The organism is Neoroseomonas alkaliterrae (assembly GCF_014199195.1).
GTDB lineage: Bacteria > Pseudomonadota > Alphaproteobacteria > Acetobacterales > Acetobacteraceae > Neoroseomonas > Neoroseomonas alkaliterrae.
On sequence record NZ_JACIJE010000007.1, the window covers coordinates 137,095 to 155,451 of the forward strand.

General features: G+C 70.9%; 17 protein-coding genes. 13 read left to right on the plus strand and 4 right to left on the minus strand.

What is annotated here, in order from left to right; all coding sequences use genetic code 11:
- Positions 1–46: 46 nt before the first annotated feature.
- Positions 47–727 (minus strand): cytochrome b/b6 domain-containing protein, encoded by a 681-nt coding sequence (locus tag FHS88_RS13355; protein ID WP_184485459.1) that lies wholly within the window; start codon positions 725–727, stop codon positions 47–49.
- 75 nt (positions 728–802) lie between these two features.
- Between FHS88_RS13355 and FHS88_RS13360 the strand changes: the two genes are divergently transcribed.
- Both FHS88_RS13360 and FHS88_RS21100 read left to right on the plus strand, forming a co-directional pair.
- Positions 803–1,582, plus strand: a complete 780-nt coding sequence (locus tag FHS88_RS13360) for a hypothetical protein (protein WP_184485461.1) — start codon at positions 803–805, stop codon at positions 1,580–1,582.
- A 73-nt stretch (positions 1,583–1,655) separates the two neighbouring features.
- Positions 1,656–2,801: a LysM peptidoglycan-binding domain-containing protein gene (locus tag FHS88_RS21100; protein ID WP_184485463.1), complete on the plus strand. Its 1,146-nt coding sequence runs from the start codon at positions 1,656–1,658 to the stop codon at positions 2,799–2,801.
- Here the strand turns inward: FHS88_RS21100 and FHS88_RS13370 are convergent.
- Positions 2,741–3,169, minus strand: a complete 429-nt coding sequence (locus FHS88_RS13370) for a hypothetical protein (protein ID WP_184485465.1) — start codon at positions 3,167–3,169, stop codon at positions 2,741–2,743. The two genes, FHS88_RS21100 and FHS88_RS13370, sit on opposite strands and share 61 nt — an antisense overlap.
- A gap of 50 nt (positions 3,170–3,219) precedes the next feature.
- On the opposite strand from FHS88_RS13370, the gene FHS88_RS13375 reads away from it, so the two are divergent.
- From FHS88_RS13375 to FHS88_RS13385, 3 genes are read left to right on the plus strand one after another with little or no spacing between them, the layout of a single operon-like run.
- A complete protein-coding gene (locus FHS88_RS13375) occupies positions 3,220–3,897 on the plus strand; it encodes a phosphatidylserine decarboxylase (RefSeq protein ID WP_184485467.1) in 678 nt (225 codons plus the stop codon).
- Positions 3,894–4,775, plus strand: a complete 882-nt coding sequence (locus FHS88_RS13380) for a CDP-alcohol phosphatidyltransferase family protein (protein WP_184485469.1) — start codon at positions 3,894–3,896, stop codon at positions 4,773–4,775. Before FHS88_RS13375 ends, FHS88_RS13380 begins: the two co-directional genes overlap by 4 nt.
- Entirely contained in the window at positions 4,759–5,190 is a 432-nt protein-coding gene (locus tag FHS88_RS13385) for a phosphatase domain-containing protein (RefSeq protein WP_184485471.1), read from the plus strand. The genes FHS88_RS13380 and FHS88_RS13385 overlap by 17 nt, the downstream gene beginning before the upstream one ends.
- Before the next feature lie 20 nt (positions 5,191–5,210).
- On the opposite strand, the gene FHS88_RS13390 is transcribed toward FHS88_RS13385, so the two are convergent.
- Entirely contained in the window at positions 5,211–5,879 is a 669-nt protein-coding gene (locus FHS88_RS13390) for a cyclic nucleotide-binding domain-containing protein (RefSeq protein WP_184485473.1), read from the minus strand.
- A 225-nt stretch (positions 5,880–6,104) separates the two neighbouring features.
- Between FHS88_RS13390 and FHS88_RS13395 the strand changes: the two genes are divergently transcribed.
- Genes FHS88_RS13395 through FHS88_RS13430 form a run of 8 tightly spaced genes read left to right on the plus strand, consistent with a single transcriptional unit; the run spans position 6,105 to position 17,008 of the window.
- Positions 6,105–7,475 (plus strand): MFS transporter, encoded by a 1,371-nt coding sequence (locus FHS88_RS13395; protein WP_184485475.1) that lies wholly within the window; start codon positions 6,105–6,107, stop codon positions 7,473–7,475.
- 5 nt (positions 7,476–7,480) lie between these two features.
- A complete protein-coding gene (locus FHS88_RS13400) occupies positions 7,481–8,857 on the plus strand; it encodes an MFS transporter (protein ID WP_246419912.1) in 1,377 nt (458 codons plus the stop codon).
- A 13-nt stretch (positions 8,858–8,870) separates the two neighbouring features.
- The gene (locus FHS88_RS13405; protein WP_184485477.1) at positions 8,871–12,605 is read left to right on the plus strand and encodes a nitrate reductase subunit alpha; all 3,735 of its coding nucleotides are present in this window, start codon (positions 8,871–8,873) and stop codon (positions 12,603–12,605) included.
- A 5-nt stretch (positions 12,606–12,610) separates the two neighbouring features.
- Entirely contained in the window at positions 12,611–14,170 is a 1,560-nt protein-coding gene (gene narH / locus FHS88_RS13410; RefSeq protein WP_184485479.1) for a nitrate reductase subunit beta, read from the plus strand.
- Positions 14,167–14,874 carry a nitrate reductase molybdenum cofactor assembly chaperone gene (gene narJ, locus FHS88_RS13415; RefSeq protein WP_184485481.1) on the plus strand — a complete coding sequence of 236 codons (708 nt, stop codon included), beginning with the start codon at positions 14,167–14,169 and terminating at the stop codon, positions 14,872–14,874. Before narH ends, narJ begins: the two co-directional genes overlap by 4 nt.
- Positions 14,875–14,886: 12 nt before the next feature.
- Positions 14,887–15,642, plus strand: coding sequence for a respiratory nitrate reductase subunit gamma (gene narI, locus FHS88_RS13420; protein ID WP_184485483.1), 756 nt, complete (start codon positions 14,887–14,889; stop codon positions 15,640–15,642).
- Between the two features lie 5 nt (positions 15,643–15,647).
- Positions 15,648–16,490: a peptidylprolyl isomerase gene (locus FHS88_RS13425; RefSeq protein ID WP_184485485.1), complete on the plus strand. Its 843-nt coding sequence runs from the start codon at positions 15,648–15,650 to the stop codon at positions 16,488–16,490.
- Between the two features lie 11 nt (positions 16,491–16,501).
- Entirely contained in the window at positions 16,502–17,008 is a 507-nt protein-coding gene (locus tag FHS88_RS13430) for a hemerythrin domain-containing protein (RefSeq protein WP_184485487.1), read from the plus strand.
- 8 nt (positions 17,009–17,016) lie between these two features.
- Here the strand turns inward: FHS88_RS13430 and FHS88_RS13435 are convergent, their stop codons facing one another.
- Positions 17,017–18,249, minus strand: a complete 1,233-nt coding sequence (locus FHS88_RS13435; RefSeq protein ID WP_184485489.1) for a CaiB/BaiF CoA transferase family protein — start codon at positions 18,247–18,249, stop codon at positions 17,017–17,019.
- Positions 18,250–18,357 lie beyond the last annotated feature (108 nt).

Here is an 18,357-nt window from a genome sequence, read left to right on the forward strand (position 1 = left end):
TGCCCCTCGACGCCCGCGCGCGGTTTCGGCATTCCCGATCGGTCGTTCAGCCGCCGAGCCGGGTGACGTACCAGACCCCGCCCGCCACCGCCGCGAGCAGCACCGCCCCGACCAGCGGGTGGTGATGCCGCGGCGCGCGCGCGTGGGATTCGGGCAGGTCCTTGGTGCCGGTGATCATCGGCACCACGAGGTCCTGCCCCTTCACGATCCGGTATGACACCACCGCGAGCACATGCACCGCCACCGCGGCCAGCAGCCAGTTGACGAGCGTGAGGTGCAGCGTGGTCATGCGCTCGGAGGTCGCCTCGCTCACCGCATTGGCGAGCGGGCCGTGCTGCGAATAGGTGAAGCCGACATCGTGGTTGGCGAAGAGCCCGCTGACCGCCTGCGCGAGCAGCAGCCCCAGCAGCACCACCACCATCCAGGCGCCGGCCGCGTTGTGGGTGGTTTCGGTATCGGGTTCCGGGCGGCGGAACTTCGCGAGCTGGCGGATCGCCGCCCCCGGCCCGCGCAGGAAGGCCCGGAAGCGCGCATTCTCCGAGCCCACGAAACCCCAGAGGATGCGGAAGGAGACCAGCGTCAGCAGCGCATAGCCCGAGAGGTAGTGCAGGTTCCACGCCCCGGACTTCGCGCTGAAATAGGAGACGAGCACGCAGCCCGCCGTGCCCCAGTGGAACAGCCGCACCCAGCCGTCCCAGACCTTCACAGGCACCGTCTTCTCGGCCATCCGTGATCTCCTCAGCCTCGCTCCAGCCTGCCACGGGCATCGCCGGCGCGCGACGGCTCGGGCAGGATGATGGGCATGGGATTCCAACTGCCGGCGGAGTGGCGCGGATTCGTGATCGCGGCGGCGGTCGCGCTGCTGGTTGCCGCGGCCGGGCGGGTCCTCAAGCGCCCGCGCCTCACGGCGGCGGCGGCGGGGATCGGGCTCGCGGCGGGCTTCGCCGCGGTGTCGGGCGTGATCAGCGCCTCGCCCCGGCAATTGGCGGAGCGGCTGCCGGCGCTGGTGATCCTCGCCCTGGCGGCGGGGCTGGTCGCGGCGGTGCCGCGGCAGGGCTTCCGCGGCGCGGGGCTCGCCCTCGGCGTGGCGCTCGGCGCCTGGTGGATGGCGGGCGCGCCGCTGCATCCGGCCGATGCGCTGCGCGCCGCGCCGGTCGCGCTCGCGCTGCTGCTGGCCATGGGCGTCGTGGTGTGGCGGAGCGGGGAGGTGCCTGGCGCGGCGATGGCCTGGGCAGGACTCGCGGCGGCGCTGATGCTCGCCGCCGCGCGCGGGCCGCAGCCGGCCTTCGCGCTGGCGGGGCTTGGCGCGGTGCTGGGCGCGGCGGTGCTGCGCGGCGGGATGGGCCCGGCGGCGCGGGTGCCGGTCGCGATCGGCCTCGTGGGCGTGGCGGCGGTGCCGCTGGTGGCGCGGGCGGCGCCGGCCGATGTCGCGGCGGCGGCCGCGCCGGGCCTCGCGCTGCTCGCCGGGCCGCCCCTGGCGCGCCGGCTGGCGCGCTGGCTGCCGGCGGGGATCGCGGCCTGGACCGGCCCGGCGCTCGCCGCGGCGCCGGCGGTGCTGGCGGCCCATCTGCTCGCCCGGTGAGGCGGGGTCGATGGCGCAGCGCGAGGGGCCGATATCCGCCGCATCCGAGTTGCACTAGCTTCCGCCCGACGTGATGGATTCGGCGATGCGGCGCATGGCGCTCACCGGCCTCGGCGGCGCGATCCTGCTGCTGCTGGTGGCCCTCCTCTTCTGGCCGGGCGCGGAGGCGCCGGAGCCGGCCGCGCCCGGCCCGGCGCCGGCGGCCCAGGCCCCGCAGGCGCGCCCCGCGCCCGAGGCACGCGAGGAGGGCGCGCGCCCCGGCCCGGCCGGGCCGCCGCGCTTCGACGTGGTGCGCGTCGGCGCCCGGGGCGGCGCCGTGGTCGCCGGGCGCGCCTCACCCGGGGCCGAGGTGGTGCTGCTGCTCGACGGCACCCGCGAACTGGGCCGGGCGCGCGCCGATGCGCGGGGCGAATGGGTCATCCTGCCCGCCGAGACGCTGCCGCCCGGCGCCTGGGACCTCTCGCTGCGCGCCCGCCTCGCGGGCGAGGAGACCGCGGGACCGGACACGGTGGTCGTGGTGGTGCCGGAACCGGGTGCGGTCCTCGCCGCGCGCGGCGCCGCCCCGGGCCATGCCCCGCCGCCCGCCGAGGCCTCGCCGCCTGCACCGGCCGCCGCCACGGGCACCGAGGGCGCGCCGATCGCGGTGCTGATCCCCTCCGCCTCTCAGGGGGCGCCGCCGCGCATCCTGCAGGGCCCGCAGACGCCGCCCGCGACCGGCGCGGCCGGACGTGGCGGCCCGCCCGTCCGGCTGGGCATGGATTCGGTGGACTACCAGGATGGCGGCGGCATCCGCTTCGCCGGCACCGCCCCGCCGGGGGCGGCGGTGCGCGTCTATGTCGGGGAGGAGCATGCGGGCGATGCCGTGGCGGATGCGGCGGGGCGCTGGATGCTCGCGCCCGGCCGCCAGCCCCCGGTCGGGCGGCACGCGCTGCGCGTCGATCAGCTCGCCGCCGGCGGATCGGTCGCCGCGCGTGTGGAAGTGCCCTTCCAGCGCGACGAGATGCCGCCCGAGGCCTTCGGCAACCGCGCGGTGGTGGTGCAGCCCGGCGCGAACCTCTGGCGCATCGCGCGCAGCACCTATGGCCAGGGCGTGCACTACGCGGTCATCTACCAGGCGAACCGGGAGCAGATCCGCGACCCGAACCGCATCTTCCCCGGTCAGATCTTCGCGCTGCCGGAAGGGACCTCGGCGCCTTCGGCCTCCAGCGCGTCGAGATAGGGGTCGAGCGCGAGGGCGAAGCGCACCATCGCCGCCACCAGCGCGGTGGCGTTGGGCGGGCTTTCGAGCGGCGTTTCCGCCTCCAGCCTGATGCGGTGGTCGGGCATCAGCCGCAGCGACCAGCCCCGCGGCAGCCGCGGCGGCAGCCTGGCCAGCGCGGCGAAGGCGCGCGGCCGGTCGGCGGCCGGGTCGGCGGTGGAGGGGATGCGCGCGGCATCGGCGGCGAGCGCGATGGCGCCGGGATCCACCCGGGCCTCGCAGCGCCGGCCGCGCCAGGCGAAGCGCAGCGCGGGCCTGTCGGGTTCGGGCCGCGGGAGAAGGGCGCCGTCCGGCGAGACGGCAAATCGGCCGAGCGGGATGGTCTCCATGCCGCGCAGGGTTGTCCGGCAAGGGTGAAGATCCCATAACCGCCGCCGACATGGCCCTCGGACACAGCCTCAGCATGGTGCTCGCGCCGCCGCATCCGGCCGCGCGGCCCTTCCTCATCGGCGGGGGCGTCGCGGCGCTGCTCGGCCTGATCCTCCTCGGTTCCTGGCTGTTCTGGCTGGGAATCCTCTTCGTCGGCTTCTGCCTCTACTTCTTCCGCGACCCCGAACGGGTGCCGCCGCCGCGGCCGGGCCTCGTGCTCGCGCCGGCGGACGGGCATGTGGTCAGCGTCGCGCCGGCGGTGCCGCCGCGCGAACTCGGCATGGGCGAGGCCCCGCGCTGGCGCGTGGCGATCTTCCTCTCCGTGCTCGACGTGCATGTGAACCGCATGCCGGCGGACGGGACGGTGACGCGCATCGCCTACCATCACGGCAAGTTCCTCAGCGCCAACCTCGACAAGGCGAGCGAGGAGAACGAACGCAATGCCCTCGCCATCGCCCTGCCGGACGGGCGGGACCTCGCGGTGGTGCAGATCGCGGGGCTGGTGGCGCGGCGCATCCTCTGCGACGCCAAGGTGGGCGACGTGGTGCAGGCGGGCGAGCGCTTCGGTATCATCCGCTTCGGCAGCCGCACCGACGTCTATCTGCCCGAGGGCGTGCTGCCGCTCGTGAGCGAGGGCCAGACCATGATCGGCGGCGAGACGGTGATCGCGGAGCTCGGGAGCCGATGAACGGCCCCGGCGTCGAGGCGCGCGTGCGGCGCCTGCGCCGCCGCTTCCGCCCGCGCACCCGCCCGCGCTTCGAGGGGCAGTCCTTCAACCGGCTGATCCCCAACATCCTGACCATGCTCGGCCTGTGCTGCGGGCTGGTGGCGATCCGCTTCGCCTTCGAAGGGCGCTTCGAGCAGGCCGCGGTGCTGATCGTGGTGGCGGGCGTGATCGACGGGCTGGACGGGCGGCTCGCGCGGCTGCTCAAGGCGACCTCGCGCTTCGGGGCGGAGTTCGACAGCCTTTCGGACTTCCTCTGCTTCGGCGTCGCGCCCGCCTTCATCCTGTTCTTCTGGACCATGCAGGACTACCGCGCGCTCGGCTTCGCGCCCTGCCTGCTGTTCGCGGTGTGCATGGCGCTGAGGCTCGCGCGGTTCAACGCCGCGCTCGATGTCGGGCCGAGCGTGAAGCCGGCCTATGCCTACAACTTCTTCACCGGCGTGCCGGCGCCGGCCGGGGCGGGCTGCGTGCTCTTCCCGCTCTTCCTCGGCCTGTGGTTCCAGCAGGCGGGGTGGGAGACGCTCGCGCATGCGAGCCGGCATCCGGTCTTCGTCGGGCTCGTTCTCGTGCTGGTGGCGGGGCTGTGCATCAGCACCCTGCCGACCTGGTCCTTCAAGAACTTCAAGATCCCGCGCCACTTCGTGCTGCCGCTGCTGCTCGGCACCGGGCTCTATGTCGCGCTGCTGCTGGCCGAGCCCTGGGCGGCGCTCGCCATGGCGGGTATCCTCTATCTCGGGATGCTGCCTTTCTCCGTGCGCTCCTATCTGCGGCTGAAGCGGGAGGCCGAAAGCCTGCTGGAGCCGGTGGTGGTGGCGGAGAACGCGGGTGCCGGCAGCGCCTGACCCGCTGCCACGGGGCGCGATCACGCTCCACCTCGACGGGCGCGCGGTCAGGATCACCGGCGGTCCCTTCGATTCCCTGCCGGCGGGCGCGCGCGGCCTCTGCCTCGAGCCGCGCTCGGCGCGCCTCGCCGAGGCTGAATGGCGGCTTGACGTGGAGGATTTCGGCGTGCCCGACGCCGCCGCGCTGCGCGCGGTGCTGGCGGCGATGATGGCGGCGATGCGCGCGAGCCCCGGAGATGCCTTCCATGTCGGCTGCCGTGCGGGGCTCGGGCGCACCGGCATGGCGCTGGCCTGCCTCGCCGCCATGGCCGGTGTCGCGGAGCCGGTCGCCTGGGTGCGCGCGCACTACGACCCCGGCGCCGTCGAGACGCCGGAACAGGAAGCGATGGTGGCGCGCTTCACCGGCGGCGCCTGAGGCGCCCGCGACGGCAGCGTTCAGCGCAGCGCCGAACGGTCCGGCACCAGCGCGCCTTCGCCGGAGCGGCGCAGCTTGCCCTTCTTCTCGAGGACCGTGAGCGCGCGGGAGAGGGTCTCCGGCGTCATGCCGAGCCGCGCGGCGATGGCGATGCGCGTCTCGGGCAGGTCGGCATGGCCGCTGCCGGGTTCCTCGGGCACGCGCCGGGCGAGGAAGCGCGCGACGCGCTCCTCCGCGCTGCGCAGCTTGATGTCCACCACCTGGTCCACCATCAGCCGCCAGTGGCGGGCGAGCAGTTCGGTGGTCGCGCGGCACAGCTCGTGGCGGCGCGCGATGCCGTCGCGGAAGGTCTCGGCGGGGATCATCATCACGCGGATCTCGGTCAGCGCGACGGCCGAGGCGAGATAGGGCAGGCGCAGCACCACCGCCGGCGCGAGGAACAGCTCGCCCGGGCCGAACAGCTCGACCATCGTCTTCGCGTGCGGGCCGACGCTCGCCTGCAGGCCGACGCGGCCTTCGAGGAGCATGTGGAGGAACTCGGGCTCGTCCTCCTGCTCGAACAGCACGGCGCCGCGCGGCAGGATCTGCGTGAAGCTCGCGCGCAGCAACTCGGCCATGGCGGCGGCGCCGGCCGCCTGGAAGAAGGGTGACCGCTCGATCAGCGCGGCCGAACGCGAGGTCTGGGGCATGGCGCGATCCCTCCCGGCTTCGATCCCTTCGTAAAGGCGAGCGGCACTCGTCGTCTTGATCCTGATCAAGGCCGATCCCGGCCTGCGTCACGCCGCGCCTTGCGCTGATTCGCGGCGCAGCAGAAATCGCCGCCGCCAGCCTCGGAGTGTTGATCTGCCTCAAGCAGATCGTCCTGGCCGCCCGCCATCCCTGCCCATGCCTCGAAGGAGCAGGGGAGAAGAATGATGCAGCAGGCGACAGCGACCCCGGATCCGGGCGACCAGTCCCGCGCGCTCTGGCTCTCGACGATCGCGTTCACGGTCTGCTTCGCGGTGTGGACGATCTTTTCCATCATCGGCGTGCAGATCAAGAAGGACCTCGACCTTTCGGACTCGCAGTTCGGCCTGCTGGTCGGCACGCCGATCCTGACCGGCAGCCTCGTGCGGCTGATGCTCGGCGTCTGGACCGACCAGTATGGCGGGCGGATCGTCTACACGCTGGTGATGCTGACGGCCGCCGCGGCGACGTGGATGCTCTCCTACGCCTACGACTACATGACCTTCCTGCTGGCCGCGCTCGGCGTCGGCATCGCGGGCGGGTCCTTCGCCGTCGGCATCGCCTATGTCTCGAAGTGGTATCCCAAGGAGAAGCAGGGCACCGCGCTCGGCATCTTCGGTGCCGGCAATGTCGGCGCGGCGGTGACGAAGTTCCTCGCGCCGATGGTGATGGTGGCGCTCGGCTGGCAGGCGGTGGCGCAGATCTGGGCGCTCGGCCTCGTGGTGATGGCGGTGGTCTTCTTCGCCATGACGAAGGATGACCCCGACCTCGCCGAACGGCGCCGGCGCGGCGTGAAGGCCGAAAGCTTCGCCGAGATGATGAAGCCGCTGGCCAACCAGCAGGTCTGGCGCTTCAGCCTCTACTACTTCTTCGTCTTCGGCGGCTTCGTGGCACTCGCGCTCTGGCTGCCGCGCTACTATGTCGGGGTCTACGGCCTCGACATCGTCAGCGCGGGCCTGCTGGGCGCGGCCTATTCGATCCCGGGCTCGATCTTCCGGGTGCTGGGCGGCACGCTGTCGGACAAGTACGGCGCGCGGAAGGTGATGTACTGGACCTTCTGGGGTTCGGTGATCTGCACCTTCCTGCTCTCCTACCCCGCCACGCATTACGTGGTGAACGGCATCCGCGGCCCGATCGAGTTCACCATCGCGATCGGCTTCATCCCCTTCACCGTGCTGACCATGGTGCTCGGCTTCTTCATGAGCCTGGGCAAGGCGGCGGTCTACAAGCACATCCCGGTCTACTACCCGGGCCGCGTCGGCAGCGTGGGCGGCGTGGTGGGGCTGATCGGCGGGCTCGGCGGCTTCCTGCTGCCGATCGCCTTCGGCGCGCTGAACGACATCGTCGGCGTCTGGACCAGCTGCTTCATGCTGCTGTTCCTGATCTCGGTCGTCAGCCTCGCCTGGATGCATGCCGCCATCCGCCGGATGGAGAAGGCGCAGCATCCCGAGCTCCGTGGCCCGAAGGACCTGCCGGAGATGGAGGCGCTGCAGAGCGCCGCAAACAGCCAGGCCCGCGCGGCGACGCGCGGCGCCGTCACCAGCCCCGCGGCGCAGTGACCGCCATGGCCACGACAGCGAAGGACCCGCTCGCCATGTCCACCACCACAGCGCCCGCACGCGGCGCATCCTGGCTCGCGCGCTGGGAACCGGAGAACGAGGCCTTCTGGGAGGCGGAGGGCAAGGCCCGCGCCTGGAAGACGCTGATCATCACCACCGCCAGCCTGACCATGGCCTTCATCACCTGGTTCGTGGTGTCGGCGCTGGTCGTGCGGCTGCCGCAGATCGGGTTCCGGCTGACAACCGGCCAGCTCTTCTGGCTGGCGGCGATGCCGGGCCTCGCAGGCGGCACGCTGCGCCTCGTGCACATGTTCCTCACGCCGATGTACGGCACGCGGCACGTCGTCGCGATCTCCACCGCCTCCCTGCTGCTGCCGCTGATCGGCTGGACCTTCGCGGTGCAGGATACATCCACGCCCTACTGGGTGCTTATGGTCCTCGCCTTCCTCGCCGGCCTCGGCGGCGGCAATTTCTCCTCCTTCATGCCGAGCACCTCGCTGTTCTTCCCGCGGCGGCTGCAGGGCACGGCGCTCGCGATCCAGGCCGGCGTCGGCAACTTCGGCGTGAGCGTGGTGCAGTTCATCACCCCCTGGGTCATCGGCTTCGTGCTCGTGGGCAGTCTCGGCGAGCCGCAGACCATGACGCGGGGCGGCCAGCAGTCGAGCGTCTGGCTGCAGAACGCGACCATGATCTACGTGCCGCTCGTCGCGACCTTCGCGCTGTGGTCCTGGATCTCGCTGAAATCGGTGCCGATCACTGCGAACTTCCGCGAGCAGTTCGACATCTTCCGCAACGGCCACACCTGGGCGCAGACCAGCCTCTACATCATGACCTTCGGCGCCTTCAGCGGGCTGTCGGCGACCTTCCCGCTGCTGATCCGGCAGATCTATGGCGGGCTGCCCGGCGCGCCGGACGCGCTGACCTACGCCTTCTACGGCCCGCTGGTGGGCAGCGTGGCCCGCGTCCTGGCCGGCCCGGTCTGCGACCGCCTCGGCGGGGCGAAGATCACGCAGTTCGCAGGCATCGGCATGGTGGTCTGCGCTGCCGTGCTGCCGATGACGACGCATCCGACCAGCATGGCGACCTTCCCCTACTTCGTCGCGGCGATGCTCGGCCTGTTCTTCTTCGCCGGTGTCGGCAACGCCTCGACCTTCAAGCAGATGCCGATGATCTTCCCGCCGCGCCAGGCCGGCGGCGTGATCGGCTTCACCGGCGCGATCGCCGCCTATGGCCCCTTCATCTTCGGCCTGCTCTTCGGCTGGTCCTTCGGCACCTTCGGCAGCCCCGATCCGGTGCTCTACGGCCTTGCCGTCTTCTTCGCCTTCAATGTGGCGCTGAACTGGTGGCTCTACGCCCGCCGCGGCGCCAAGACCCCCTGCTGAGGGAGACCGGGATATGTCGCATTTCCTCGATCGGCTGACCTACTTCCGCAAGTATGCCGGCACCTTCTCCAACGGCCATGGCGACGTGACAACCGAGAGCCGCGCCTGGGAGGACGCCTACCGTTCCCGCTGGGCGAGCGACAAGATCGTGCGCTCGACGCACGGGGCGAACTGCACCGGCTCCTGCTCCTGGAAGATTTACGTCAAGGGCGGGATCGTGACGTGGGAGACGCAGCAGACCGATTACCCGCGCACGCGGCCCGGCCTGCCGAACCACGAGCCGCGCGGCTGTTCCCGCGGCGCCTCCTACTCCTGGTATCTCTACAGCGCGAACCGCCTGAAATACCCGATGATGCGCAAGCGCCTCGTGGCGCTGTGGCGCGCGGCGAAGGCTCAGTATGGCGACCCGGTGCTCGCCTGGAAGTCCATCCAGGACGATCCGGCGAAGCGGCGCGAATACCAGTCTGTGCGCGGCATGGGCGGCTTCGTCCGCGTGACGTGGGAGGAGGCGGAGGAACTGATCGCCGCCGCCAATGTCCACACCGTGAAGCAGCACGGGCCGGACCGCGTCATCGGCTTCTCGCCCATCCCGGCGATGTCCATGGTCTCCTACGCCGCGGGCAGCCGCTATCTCTCGCTGATCGGCGGCGTCTGCATGTCCTTCTACGACTGGTACTGCGACCTGCCCCCATCCTCCCCGCAGACCTGGGGCGAGCAGACCGACGTCCCGGAATCCGCCGACTGGTACAATGCCGGCTTCATCATGATGTGGGGCTCCAACGTGCCGCAGACGCGCACGCCGGATGCGCACTTCATGGCCGAGGCCCGCTACCGCGGCACCAAGGTGGTGACGGTCACGCCCGACTATTCCGAGGCGTCGAAATTCGCCGACCTCTGGCTGCATCCGAAGCAGGGCACGGACGCGGCGCTCGCGCTCGCGATGGGTCACGTGATCCTGTCCGAGTGGCATGCGAAGGGCAGGGGCGACTATTTCCTCGACTACTGCCGCCGCTACTCCGACATGCCGATGCTGGTCTTGCTGACGGAGAAGGACGGGCGCCTGGTGCCCGACCGGCAGCTCCGGGCCTCGGACCTGCCGGGCAATGCCGGCGAGACGAACAATCCCGACTGGAAGACGGTCGCGATCGACGACGCCACCGGCAACCTCTACGTCCCCACCGGCTCGATCGGCTTCCGCTGGGGCGAGCAGGGCAAGTGGAACCTCGAGGGCCGCGACGCGCGGACGCTCGAGGCCGTGACCCCGCGGCTCTCGCTGCTCGGCGGGCCGTCCGAGGCCGTCACCTTCCCCTATTTCGGCGACGGCGCGACGGCCTTCTTCAATCCGACGCGCCTCGGCGACACCGTGACCCATGACGTGCCGGTGAAGTCGGTCACGCTGGCGGACGGCAGCACGGCCAAGGTCGCGACGGTCTATGACCTGTTCCTCGCCAACTACGGCGTGGCGCGGGACGGCAGCGCGAACTACGACGCCATGGCGCCCTACACGCCGGCCTGGGCGGAAGCCGTCTGCGGCGTGCCGCGCCAGCAGATCATCACCGTGGCGCGGGAATTCGCCGACAACGCCGAGAAGACCCATGGCAAGTCCATGGTCATCCTCGGGGCGGCGCTGAACCACTGGTACCACTCGGACATGAACTACCGCGGCATCATCAACCTGCTGGTGATGTGCGGCTGCATCGGCCAGTCGGGCGGCGGCTGGGCGCATTACGTGGGGCAGGAGAAGCTGCGCCCGCAATCCGGCTGGATACCCGTGGCCTTCGCCACCGACTGGGCGCGCCCGCCGCGGCAGCAGAACTCCACCTCCTTCTGGTACGCGCACACCGACCAGTGGCGCTACGAGACGGTGCAGGTGAAGGACATCCTCTCGCCCACCGCGCCGCAGCAGCTCACGGGCACGCTGATCGACTTCAACATCCGCGCCGAGCGCATGGGCTGGCTGCCCTCCGCGCCGCAGCTCGCGCGCAATCCGCTGACCATCGCCGCGGAGGCGGAAGCCGCCGGCATGCCTGTGCCGCAATATGTGGCGCAGTCGCTGAAGGCCGGCACGCTCGAGATGTCCTGCCAGGATCCGGACCATCCGGCGAATTGGCCGCGCAACCTGTTCGTGTGGCGGTCGAACCTGCTCGGCTCCTCGGGCAAGGGGCACGAGTATTTCCTCAAGCACCTGCTCGGCACGCAGCACGGCGTGCAGGGCAAGGACCTCGGCGAGCAGGGCATGGCGAAACCCGAGGAGGCCGCCTGGCACGACGAGGCGCCGCGCGGCAAGCTCGACCTGCTGGTGACGCTCGATTTCCGCATGAGCACCACCTGCATGTATTCCGACGTCGTGCTGCCCACGGCCACCTGGTACGAGAAGCACGACCTCAACACCTCGGACATGCATCCCTTCATCCACCCGCTCTCCGCGGCGGTGGACCCTGCCTGGGAGAGCAGGACCGACTGGGCGATCTTCCGCGGCATCGCGAAGCGCTTCTCCGCGCTGTGCAAGGGTCATCTCGGCAAGGAGAAGGACACCGTCCTCACCCCGCTGATGCATGACAGCCCGGCCGAGCTCGGCCAGACGCATGTGATCCGCGACTGGAAGAAGGGCGAGGTCGAGCCGATCCCCGGCAAGACCATGCCCGCCGTGACGGTGGTCGAGCGCGACTACCCGAACACCCATGCCCGCTTCACCGCGCTCGGCCCGCTGATGGAGAAGCTCGGCAACAACGGCAAGGGTATGGCCTGGAAGACCGAGCATGAGGTGGAGTTCCTCCGCCACCTGAACGGCGAGGTCGAGGTCCCCGGCGTGGAGGGCAAGCTGGCGAAGATGGAATCCGACATCGACGCCTGCGAGACGCTGATGCACCTCGCCCCCGAGACCAACGGCCATGTGGCCGTGAAGGCCTGGGAGGCGCTGGGCAAGGCCACCGGCCGCGACCACACGCACCTCGCGAAGCCCAAGGAGCACGAGGCAATCCGCTTCCGCGACGTGCAGGCGCAGCCGCGCAAGATCATCTCCTCGCCCATCTGGTCCGGGCTGGAAAGCGAGGAGGTCTGCTACAACGCCGGCTACACCAACGTCCATGAGCTGATCCCCTGGCGGACCCTGTCCGGCCGGCAGCAGCTCTACCAGGACCACCCCTGGATGCTCGCCTTCGGGGAGGCGCTCTGCCTCTACCGCCCGCCGGTGGACCTGCGCGCGCACCAGGCGCTGATGGGCGCGAAGCCGAACGGCAACAAGGAGATCGCGCTCAACTTCATCACGCCGCACCAGAAATGGGGTATCCACAGCGTCTACACCGACAACCTGCTGATGCTCACGCTCTCGCGCGGCGGGCCGATCGTGTGGCTGTCCGAGGTGGACGCGGCGGAAGCCGGCATCGAGGACAACGACTGGATCGAGGCCTTCAACGCCAACGGCGCGCTCTGCGCCCGCGCCGTCGTCTCCCAGCGCGTGCCCAAGGGCATGATCATGATGTACCACGCGCAGGAGAAGATCGTGAACGTTCCGGGCAGCGAGATCACGCATGCCCGCGGCGGCATCCACAACTCGGTCACGCGCGCGACCATCAAGCCGACGCACATGATCGGCGGCTACGCGCAGCAGGCCTACGGCTTCAACTACTACGGCACCATCGGCACCAACCGCGACGAGTTCGTGGTCGTGCGGAAGATGGCGAATGTCGAGTGGCTGGACGGGCCGCGCGTGACACCCCAGGCGGCAGACCTCAAGGCGGCGGAGTGACGGCCATGAAGATCCGCGCACAGATCGCGATGGTGCTCAACCTCGACAAGTGCATCGGGTGCCACACCTGCTCCGTCACCTGCAAGCAGGTCTGGACCAGCCGCGAGGGCGTCGAATACGCCTGGTTCAACAACGTCGAGACCAAGCCCGGCATCGGCTACCCGAAGGACTGGGAGAACCAGGACAAGTGGAAGGGCGGCTGGACGCGCAAGCGCAACGGCAAGATCCAGCCGCGCATCGGCGGCAAGTGGCGGATCCTGGCGAACATCTTCGCCAATCCGAACCTGCCCGAGATCGACGACTACTACGAGCCCTTCACCTTCGACTACACGCACCTGCAGACGGCGCCTGAATCCGAGGCGATGCCGGTCGCGCGCCCCGTCTCGCTGATCACCGGCGAGCGGATGGAGATCAAGTGGGGCCCGAACTGGGAGGAGATCCTGGGCACGGAGTTCCGCAAGCGCTCCGCCGACCGCAACTTCGAGGGCATCCAGAAGCAGATCTACGGGCAGTTCGAGAACACCTTCATGTTCTACCTGCCCCGCCTCTGCGAGCACTGCCTCAACCCGGCCTGCGTCGCCTCCTGCCCCTCGGGCTCGATCTACAAGCGGGAGGAGGACGGCATCGTCCTCATCGACCAGGAGAAGTGCCGCGGCTGGCGCATGTGCGTCTCCGCCTGCCCCTACAAGAAGATCTACTACAACTGGCAGTCCGGTAAGGCCGAGAAGTGCATCTTCTGCTACCCGCGCATCGAGGCGGGCGAGCCGACGGTGTGCTCCGAGACCTGCGTCGGCCGCATCCGCTATCTCGGCGTGCTGCTCTATGATGCCGACCGCATCGAGGAAGCGGCCGCCGTCGAGAACGAGCAGCAGCTCTACCGCAAGCAGCTCGACATCTTCTGCGACCCGCACGACCCGGCCGTGATCGAGCAGGCGCGGAAGGACGGCGTGCCCGAGGCCTGGCTGGAGGCCGCGCGCAACAGCCCGACCTACAAGATGTGCATCGACTGGCAGATCGCCTTCCCGCTGCACCCCGAGTACCGCACCCTGCCGATGGTCTGGTACGTGCCGCCGCTCTCCCCCGTGCAGTCCGCGGTGGAAGCCGGCCATGTCGGCTGGAAGGACGGGCTGCCGGACATCTCCTCGCTCCGCATCCCGGTGAAGTACCTCGCCAACCTGCTGACGGCGGGGGCGGAGACGCCTGTGGTGCTCGCGCTCCAGCGCATGATGGCGATGCGCATGCACATGCGCGCGCGCACGGTGGAGAACCGCGACGACGCCGAGATCCTGGCCAAGGTCGGCCTGACCAGGGACCAAGTGGACGACATGTACCGGACGCTCGCGATCGCGAACTACGAGGACCGCTACGTCATCCCGACCACCCACCGCGAATACGCCGAGAACGCCTTCGACCTGAAGTCGGCCTGCGGCTTCTCCTTCGGCCAGGGCTGCTACGACGGCCGCACGGTGGGCAACCTGTTCAGCGCCTCCGGCCCCTCGGCCGGACGCATGGCACCGACCCGCATCCGCGAGGCCGACGAAGCGAGGAAGGAGGCCGCGAAGTGAACAAGCGTCTGGCCATCCTCTCGACCCTCCTGCGCTACCCGGACGAGGCGCTGCGCGCCGACCTGCCGGACGTGATGGCAGCGATCGCGGAAGCGGGCTTCTCCGAGCGCGACCGCCGCGCGCTGGAACGCCTCGTCCGCCGCCTAGGCAGCGGCGATCCGCTCGACCGGCAGGAGGAGTTCGTGCGCCTCTTCGACCGCGGCCGCTCGACCAGCCTGCACCTGTTCGAGCATGTGCACGGGGACACGCGGAACCGCGGCCCCGCCATGGTGGAACTCGCCGCGGTGTACGAGGCGAACGGCTTCGCCATGACGGGCCGCGAACTGCCGGACTACCTGCCGCTCGTGCTCGAGTTCTGCGCCGTGGCGCCGCCGGAGACGGCGGCGAACCTGCTCGCCCAGGCCGGCCCGCTGCTGCAGCAGATCCACGCCAGGCTGATGGCGCGCGGCCTGCCCTCCTCGCGCGGCTACGCGGCGGTGCTCGCGGCGGTGCTGTCGGAGGCGAGGCTCGCACCGGCCACGCTGCCCACCGAGGCGAACGACCAGGCGGACGAGGACGACCTCGCCGCCATCGACGCCGCCTACGAGGACCAGCCCGTGGTCTTCGGCCCTGAATCCGACCCCGACCAGCAAGGCGCCCGCGCCAAGGTCGCCGCCATGATCCAGCGCCTGCGCGCCGCGCGCCAGGCCGCCGCCCGGACCTGAAGGAGAGCCGCGATGTATGCCCTCTGGAACGGCTTCACCGACTACCTGCACGACTTCCTCTTCGGCATTTACCCCTACATCTGCGCCGGCGTGTTCTTCGTCGGCAGCCTGATCCGGTTCGACCGCGACCAGTACACCTGGCGCTCCGGCTCCTCGCAGCTGCTGCGCGCGAAGCAGCTCCGCTGGGGCTCCAATCTCTTCCACATCGGCATTCTGTTCATCTTCGTCGGCCACTTCGTCGGGCTGCTCACCCCGCACTGGCTCTACACGCTCTTCATCACGGTCGAGCAGAAGCAGATGCTCGCCATCGTGGCCGGCGGCATCGCGGGGCTGATCTGCTTCGTCGGCCTCTCGCTTCTGCTGCACCGGCGGCTCTTCGACGAGCGCATCCGCCGCACCAGCACCACCATCGACATCGCGATCCTCGCGCTGCTGTGGGTGCAGCTCAGCCTCGGGCTCATCACGCTGCCCTTCTCGATCGGGCACCGCGACGGCTCGATGATGCTGCAGTTCTCCGCCTGGGCGCAGCACATCGTCACCTTCCGCGGCGGCGCGGCGGACTTCGTGCGCGGCACGGATTTCGTCTTCCAGCTCCACATGGTGATGGGCATGACGCTGTTCCTGCTCACGCCCTTCTCGCGGCTGGTGCACATCTTCTCCGCGCCGGTGTGGTTCCTGTTCCGCAACTGGCAGATCGTGCGCCGGCGCGGCGGCGCGACGGCCCGGCCCGGCCCGGTGGCCGCGCCGCATGCCCGACCGGCGGAGTGAATGCCATGGCCGTCCGCTTCCATCCTCCGCCCGAGCGGCCGCCACCGGCCGCTCCGCCCGCCCCCGCGCTGCCCGAGCACGACATCGTCGTGAACGGGGCCACCATCACCGCGCGCGAGATCGCCGCCGAGATGCAGCACCACCCGGCCGAGAGCGCCGAGGCGGCCTGGAACCTCGCCGCCCAGGCACTGGTGGTGCGTCGCCTGCTGCGCGATGCGGCGGCCGCGCACGGCCTCGACCCGGAGGATGACGATTCCCTCGACGCCCTGCTCGCCGCCGAGGTGAGGGTCCCCGAACCCGACGAAGATGCGGCGCGCCGCTGGCACGCGGCACACCCCGAACGCTTCGGCGCGCCGGATCTGTGGGAGGCGAGCCACATCCTCATCGCCGCCGACCCCGAGGACGGTGAGGCCCGCGTAATCGCGGAGGCCCGGGCGCGGGATCTCCTGGCGCAGGTGCAGGCGGATCCCGAATGCCTCGCGGCGCTGGCGCGGGCGCATTCTGACTGCCCCTCGCGCGAGCAGGGCGGGCATCTCGGCCAGGTCGCGCGCGGCACCACGGTGCCCGAGTTCGAGGCCGCGCTCGCCTCGCTCTCGCCCGGGGAGGTCTGCCCGACGGTCGTCGCCAGCCGCTACGGCATGCACGTCGTGCGGCTGCACGCCCATGCGCCGGCGACGCGCATGCCCTTCGAGGCGGTCGCCGGGCGCGTGATCGCGGATCTTCGCGCCCTGTCCTGGCGGGAGGGCGTGCGGCACTACATCGCGGTCCTGGCCTCCCGCGCCAGGATCGAGGGCTTCGACCTCGGGGGCATCGCCGGCGCGCGGGCCGACGGGCCGCTCGTCAACTGAGGCAATGGGCCATGGGTGGGCGCAAGGCGCGCATCGAGGCCCTCCCGGAGGCGCTGCTCGCCGAGCCGCTCGATTTCCTGCTCGCCGAGCATGCCCGCCAGCGCGCGCTGCTTGGCCATGTCGAGCGTCTCGCGCGGCAGCCGCGCGGCGCGGCCAAGACGGCGATCGCGCGCCTGCTCCTCACTTGGCTGGAGCGCGAACTGCCGCTCCATCTCGCGGATGAGCGCCTGTCCCTGCGCCCGCGCCTCGGCGCCGATGCCGCCCCGGCGGTGGCTGCGCTCGACGCCGAGGAAGCCCGCTTCGATGCCGCGCGCGAGGCGCTGAGGATGAACCTCGCGCGCATCGCGGAGGGGCAGCCACCCGCGCCGGATCTCGCGGAAAGTTCCGCCGCCTTCGCCTCCGCCTATCGCCGCCGGATGGCGGAGGAGGAACGCACCCTGTTCCCCCTCGCGCGGCGCGACATCGGCCCCGCCGCAGCCCGGGCGATGGCGCGCGAGATGGCCGCGCGCCGCCGCTGACGCCACGCCTATTTCCGCCGCTCGCCGACGATCACGCCCTCGTTCTCCAGCGCGGCGATCTCGGCCTCCGTGAAGCCGCGCGCGAGCAGCACCTCCCGCCCGTGCTGGTTGAAGCGCGGCGGGGCGGAGCGCGCGCCGCCCGGGGTGCGGGACAGCTTGATCGGCGTGTTCAGCGCGCGGAACTCGCCGATCTCGGCCACCATGTTGCGGAAGGCGGTGTGCTCGGCGGCCATCGCCTCGTCCACATGCAGCACCGGGCCAGCCGGCAGGCCGGCGGCGAGCATTCGCCGCGTCAGCTCGTGCCCGTCCTCCTCCGCGAAGCGCGCGTTCAGCACTTCGGTCAGCGCGTCGCGGTTGACCACGCGCTGCCCGTTGGTGGCGAAGCGCGGATCCTTCGCGACCTCGGGGATGCCGAGGAACTCGCAGAACTTGCGGAAGGCGGGGTCGTTGCCGGCGGCGACGAAGATCTCGCAGGTCCTGGTCTTGAACTTGGAGTAGGGCGCGAGGTTCGGGTGCGGGTTGCCCGTGGCCTTCGGCCGCTTGCCGGACAGGAAGTAGTTGGCCGCATGCGGGTGCAGCAGCGCCATGCCGCAATCATGCAGCGTCATGTCGCAATACTGCCCGCGGCCCGACCGCTCGCGCTCGTGCAGCGCCATCAGGATGGCGATGGTGCTGAACAGCCCCGTGGCGATGTCCACGATCGGGTTGCCGAGGCGGGTCGGGCCGGAATCCTCGGTGCCGTTGATGGACATCAGCCCGGTCATGGCCTGCAGCACCGCGTCGTAGCCGGGGAAGCCGCCGAGCGGCCCCTCGCCCCCGAAGCCCGAGACGCGGCAATGGATCAGGCGCGGGAAGCGCTTCGACAGCACCTCCTCGTAGCCGAGGCCCCATTTCTCCATCGAGCCGGGCTTGAAGTTCTCCACCAGCACGTCCGCGCCTTCGAGCAGGCGCAGCAGCACTTCGCGGCCCGCCTGCTTCGACAGGTCGAGCCCGACCGAACGCTTGTTGCGGTTCACGCCGACGAAGTAGGAGGCGTCGCCATCCGCGTTGAAGGGCGGGCCCCAGTCGCGCACCTCGTCGCCCTGCGGCGGTTCGAGCTTGATGACCTCGGCGCCATGGTCGGACAGCACCATGGTGCAGTAGGGGCCACCGAGCACGCGCGTGAGGTCCACGACGCGCAGGCCCGCGAGCGCGCCGGGGGAGGCGGCGAGTCCCTTGGCTGTGGCCGCTGTGCCGTCCATGGCTGCTTTCCCTCTCCTGAGACGCGGCGGAAGATGCGTCGCGCGCGCCGCAGTGTCGAGGGCGGAAGCGGCGTGCGGGCCGCTGTGCGGGCGCGGTGCGGCGCGCGC

What these genes read in the sequence shown, in the direction of transcription:
- FHS88_RS13390 (WP_184485473.1), bottom strand. Translation starts at nt 5,879, where the DNA reads ATGCCCCAGACCTCGCGTTCGGCCGCGCTGATCGAGCGGTCACCCTTC.
- FHS88_RS13370 (WP_184485465.1), bottom strand. Translation starts at nt 3,169, where the DNA reads ATGGAGACCATCCCGCTCGGCCGATTTGCCGTCTCGCCGGACGGCGCC.
- FHS88_RS13400 (WP_246419912.1), top strand. Translation starts at nt 7,481, where the DNA reads ATGGCCACGACAGCGAAGGACCCGCTCGCCATGTCCACCACCACAGCG.
- FHS88_RS13405 (WP_184485477.1), top strand. Translation starts at nt 8,871, where the DNA reads ATGTCGCATTTCCTCGATCGGCTGACCTACTTCCGCAAGTATGCCGGC.
- FHS88_RS13435 (WP_184485489.1), bottom strand. Translation starts at nt 18,249, where the DNA reads ATGGACGGCACAGCGGCCACAGCCAAGGGACTCGCCGCCTCCCCCGGC.
- FHS88_RS13360 (WP_184485461.1), top strand. Translation starts at nt 803, where the DNA reads ATGGGATTCCAACTGCCGGCGGAGTGGCGCGGATTCGTGATCGCGGCG.
- narH (WP_184485479.1), top strand. Translation starts at nt 12,611, where the DNA reads ATGAAGATCCGCGCACAGATCGCGATGGTGCTCAACCTCGACAAGTGC.
- FHS88_RS13430 (WP_184485487.1), top strand. Translation starts at nt 16,502, where the DNA reads ATGGGTGGGCGCAAGGCGCGCATCGAGGCCCTCCCGGAGGCGCTGCTC.
- FHS88_RS13395 (WP_184485475.1), top strand. Translation starts at nt 6,105, where the DNA reads ATGCAGCAGGCGACAGCGACCCCGGATCCGGGCGACCAGTCCCGCGCG.
- FHS88_RS21100 (WP_184485463.1), top strand. Translation starts at nt 1,656, where the DNA reads ATGGATTCGGCGATGCGGCGCATGGCGCTCACCGGCCTCGGCGGCGCG.
- FHS88_RS13380 (WP_184485469.1), top strand. Translation starts at nt 3,894, where the DNA reads ATGAACGGCCCCGGCGTCGAGGCGCGCGTGCGGCGCCTGCGCCGCCGC.
- FHS88_RS13375 (WP_184485467.1), top strand. Translation starts at nt 3,220, where the DNA reads ATGGCCCTCGGACACAGCCTCAGCATGGTGCTCGCGCCGCCGCATCCG.
- FHS88_RS13355 (WP_184485459.1), bottom strand. Translation starts at nt 727, where the DNA reads ATGGCCGAGAAGACGGTGCCTGTGAAGGTCTGGGACGGCTGGGTGCGG.
- narI (WP_184485483.1), top strand. Translation starts at nt 14,887, where the DNA reads ATGTATGCCCTCTGGAACGGCTTCACCGACTACCTGCACGACTTCCTC.
- FHS88_RS13425 (WP_184485485.1), top strand. Translation starts at nt 15,648, where the DNA reads ATGGCCGTCCGCTTCCATCCTCCGCCCGAGCGGCCGCCACCGGCCGCT.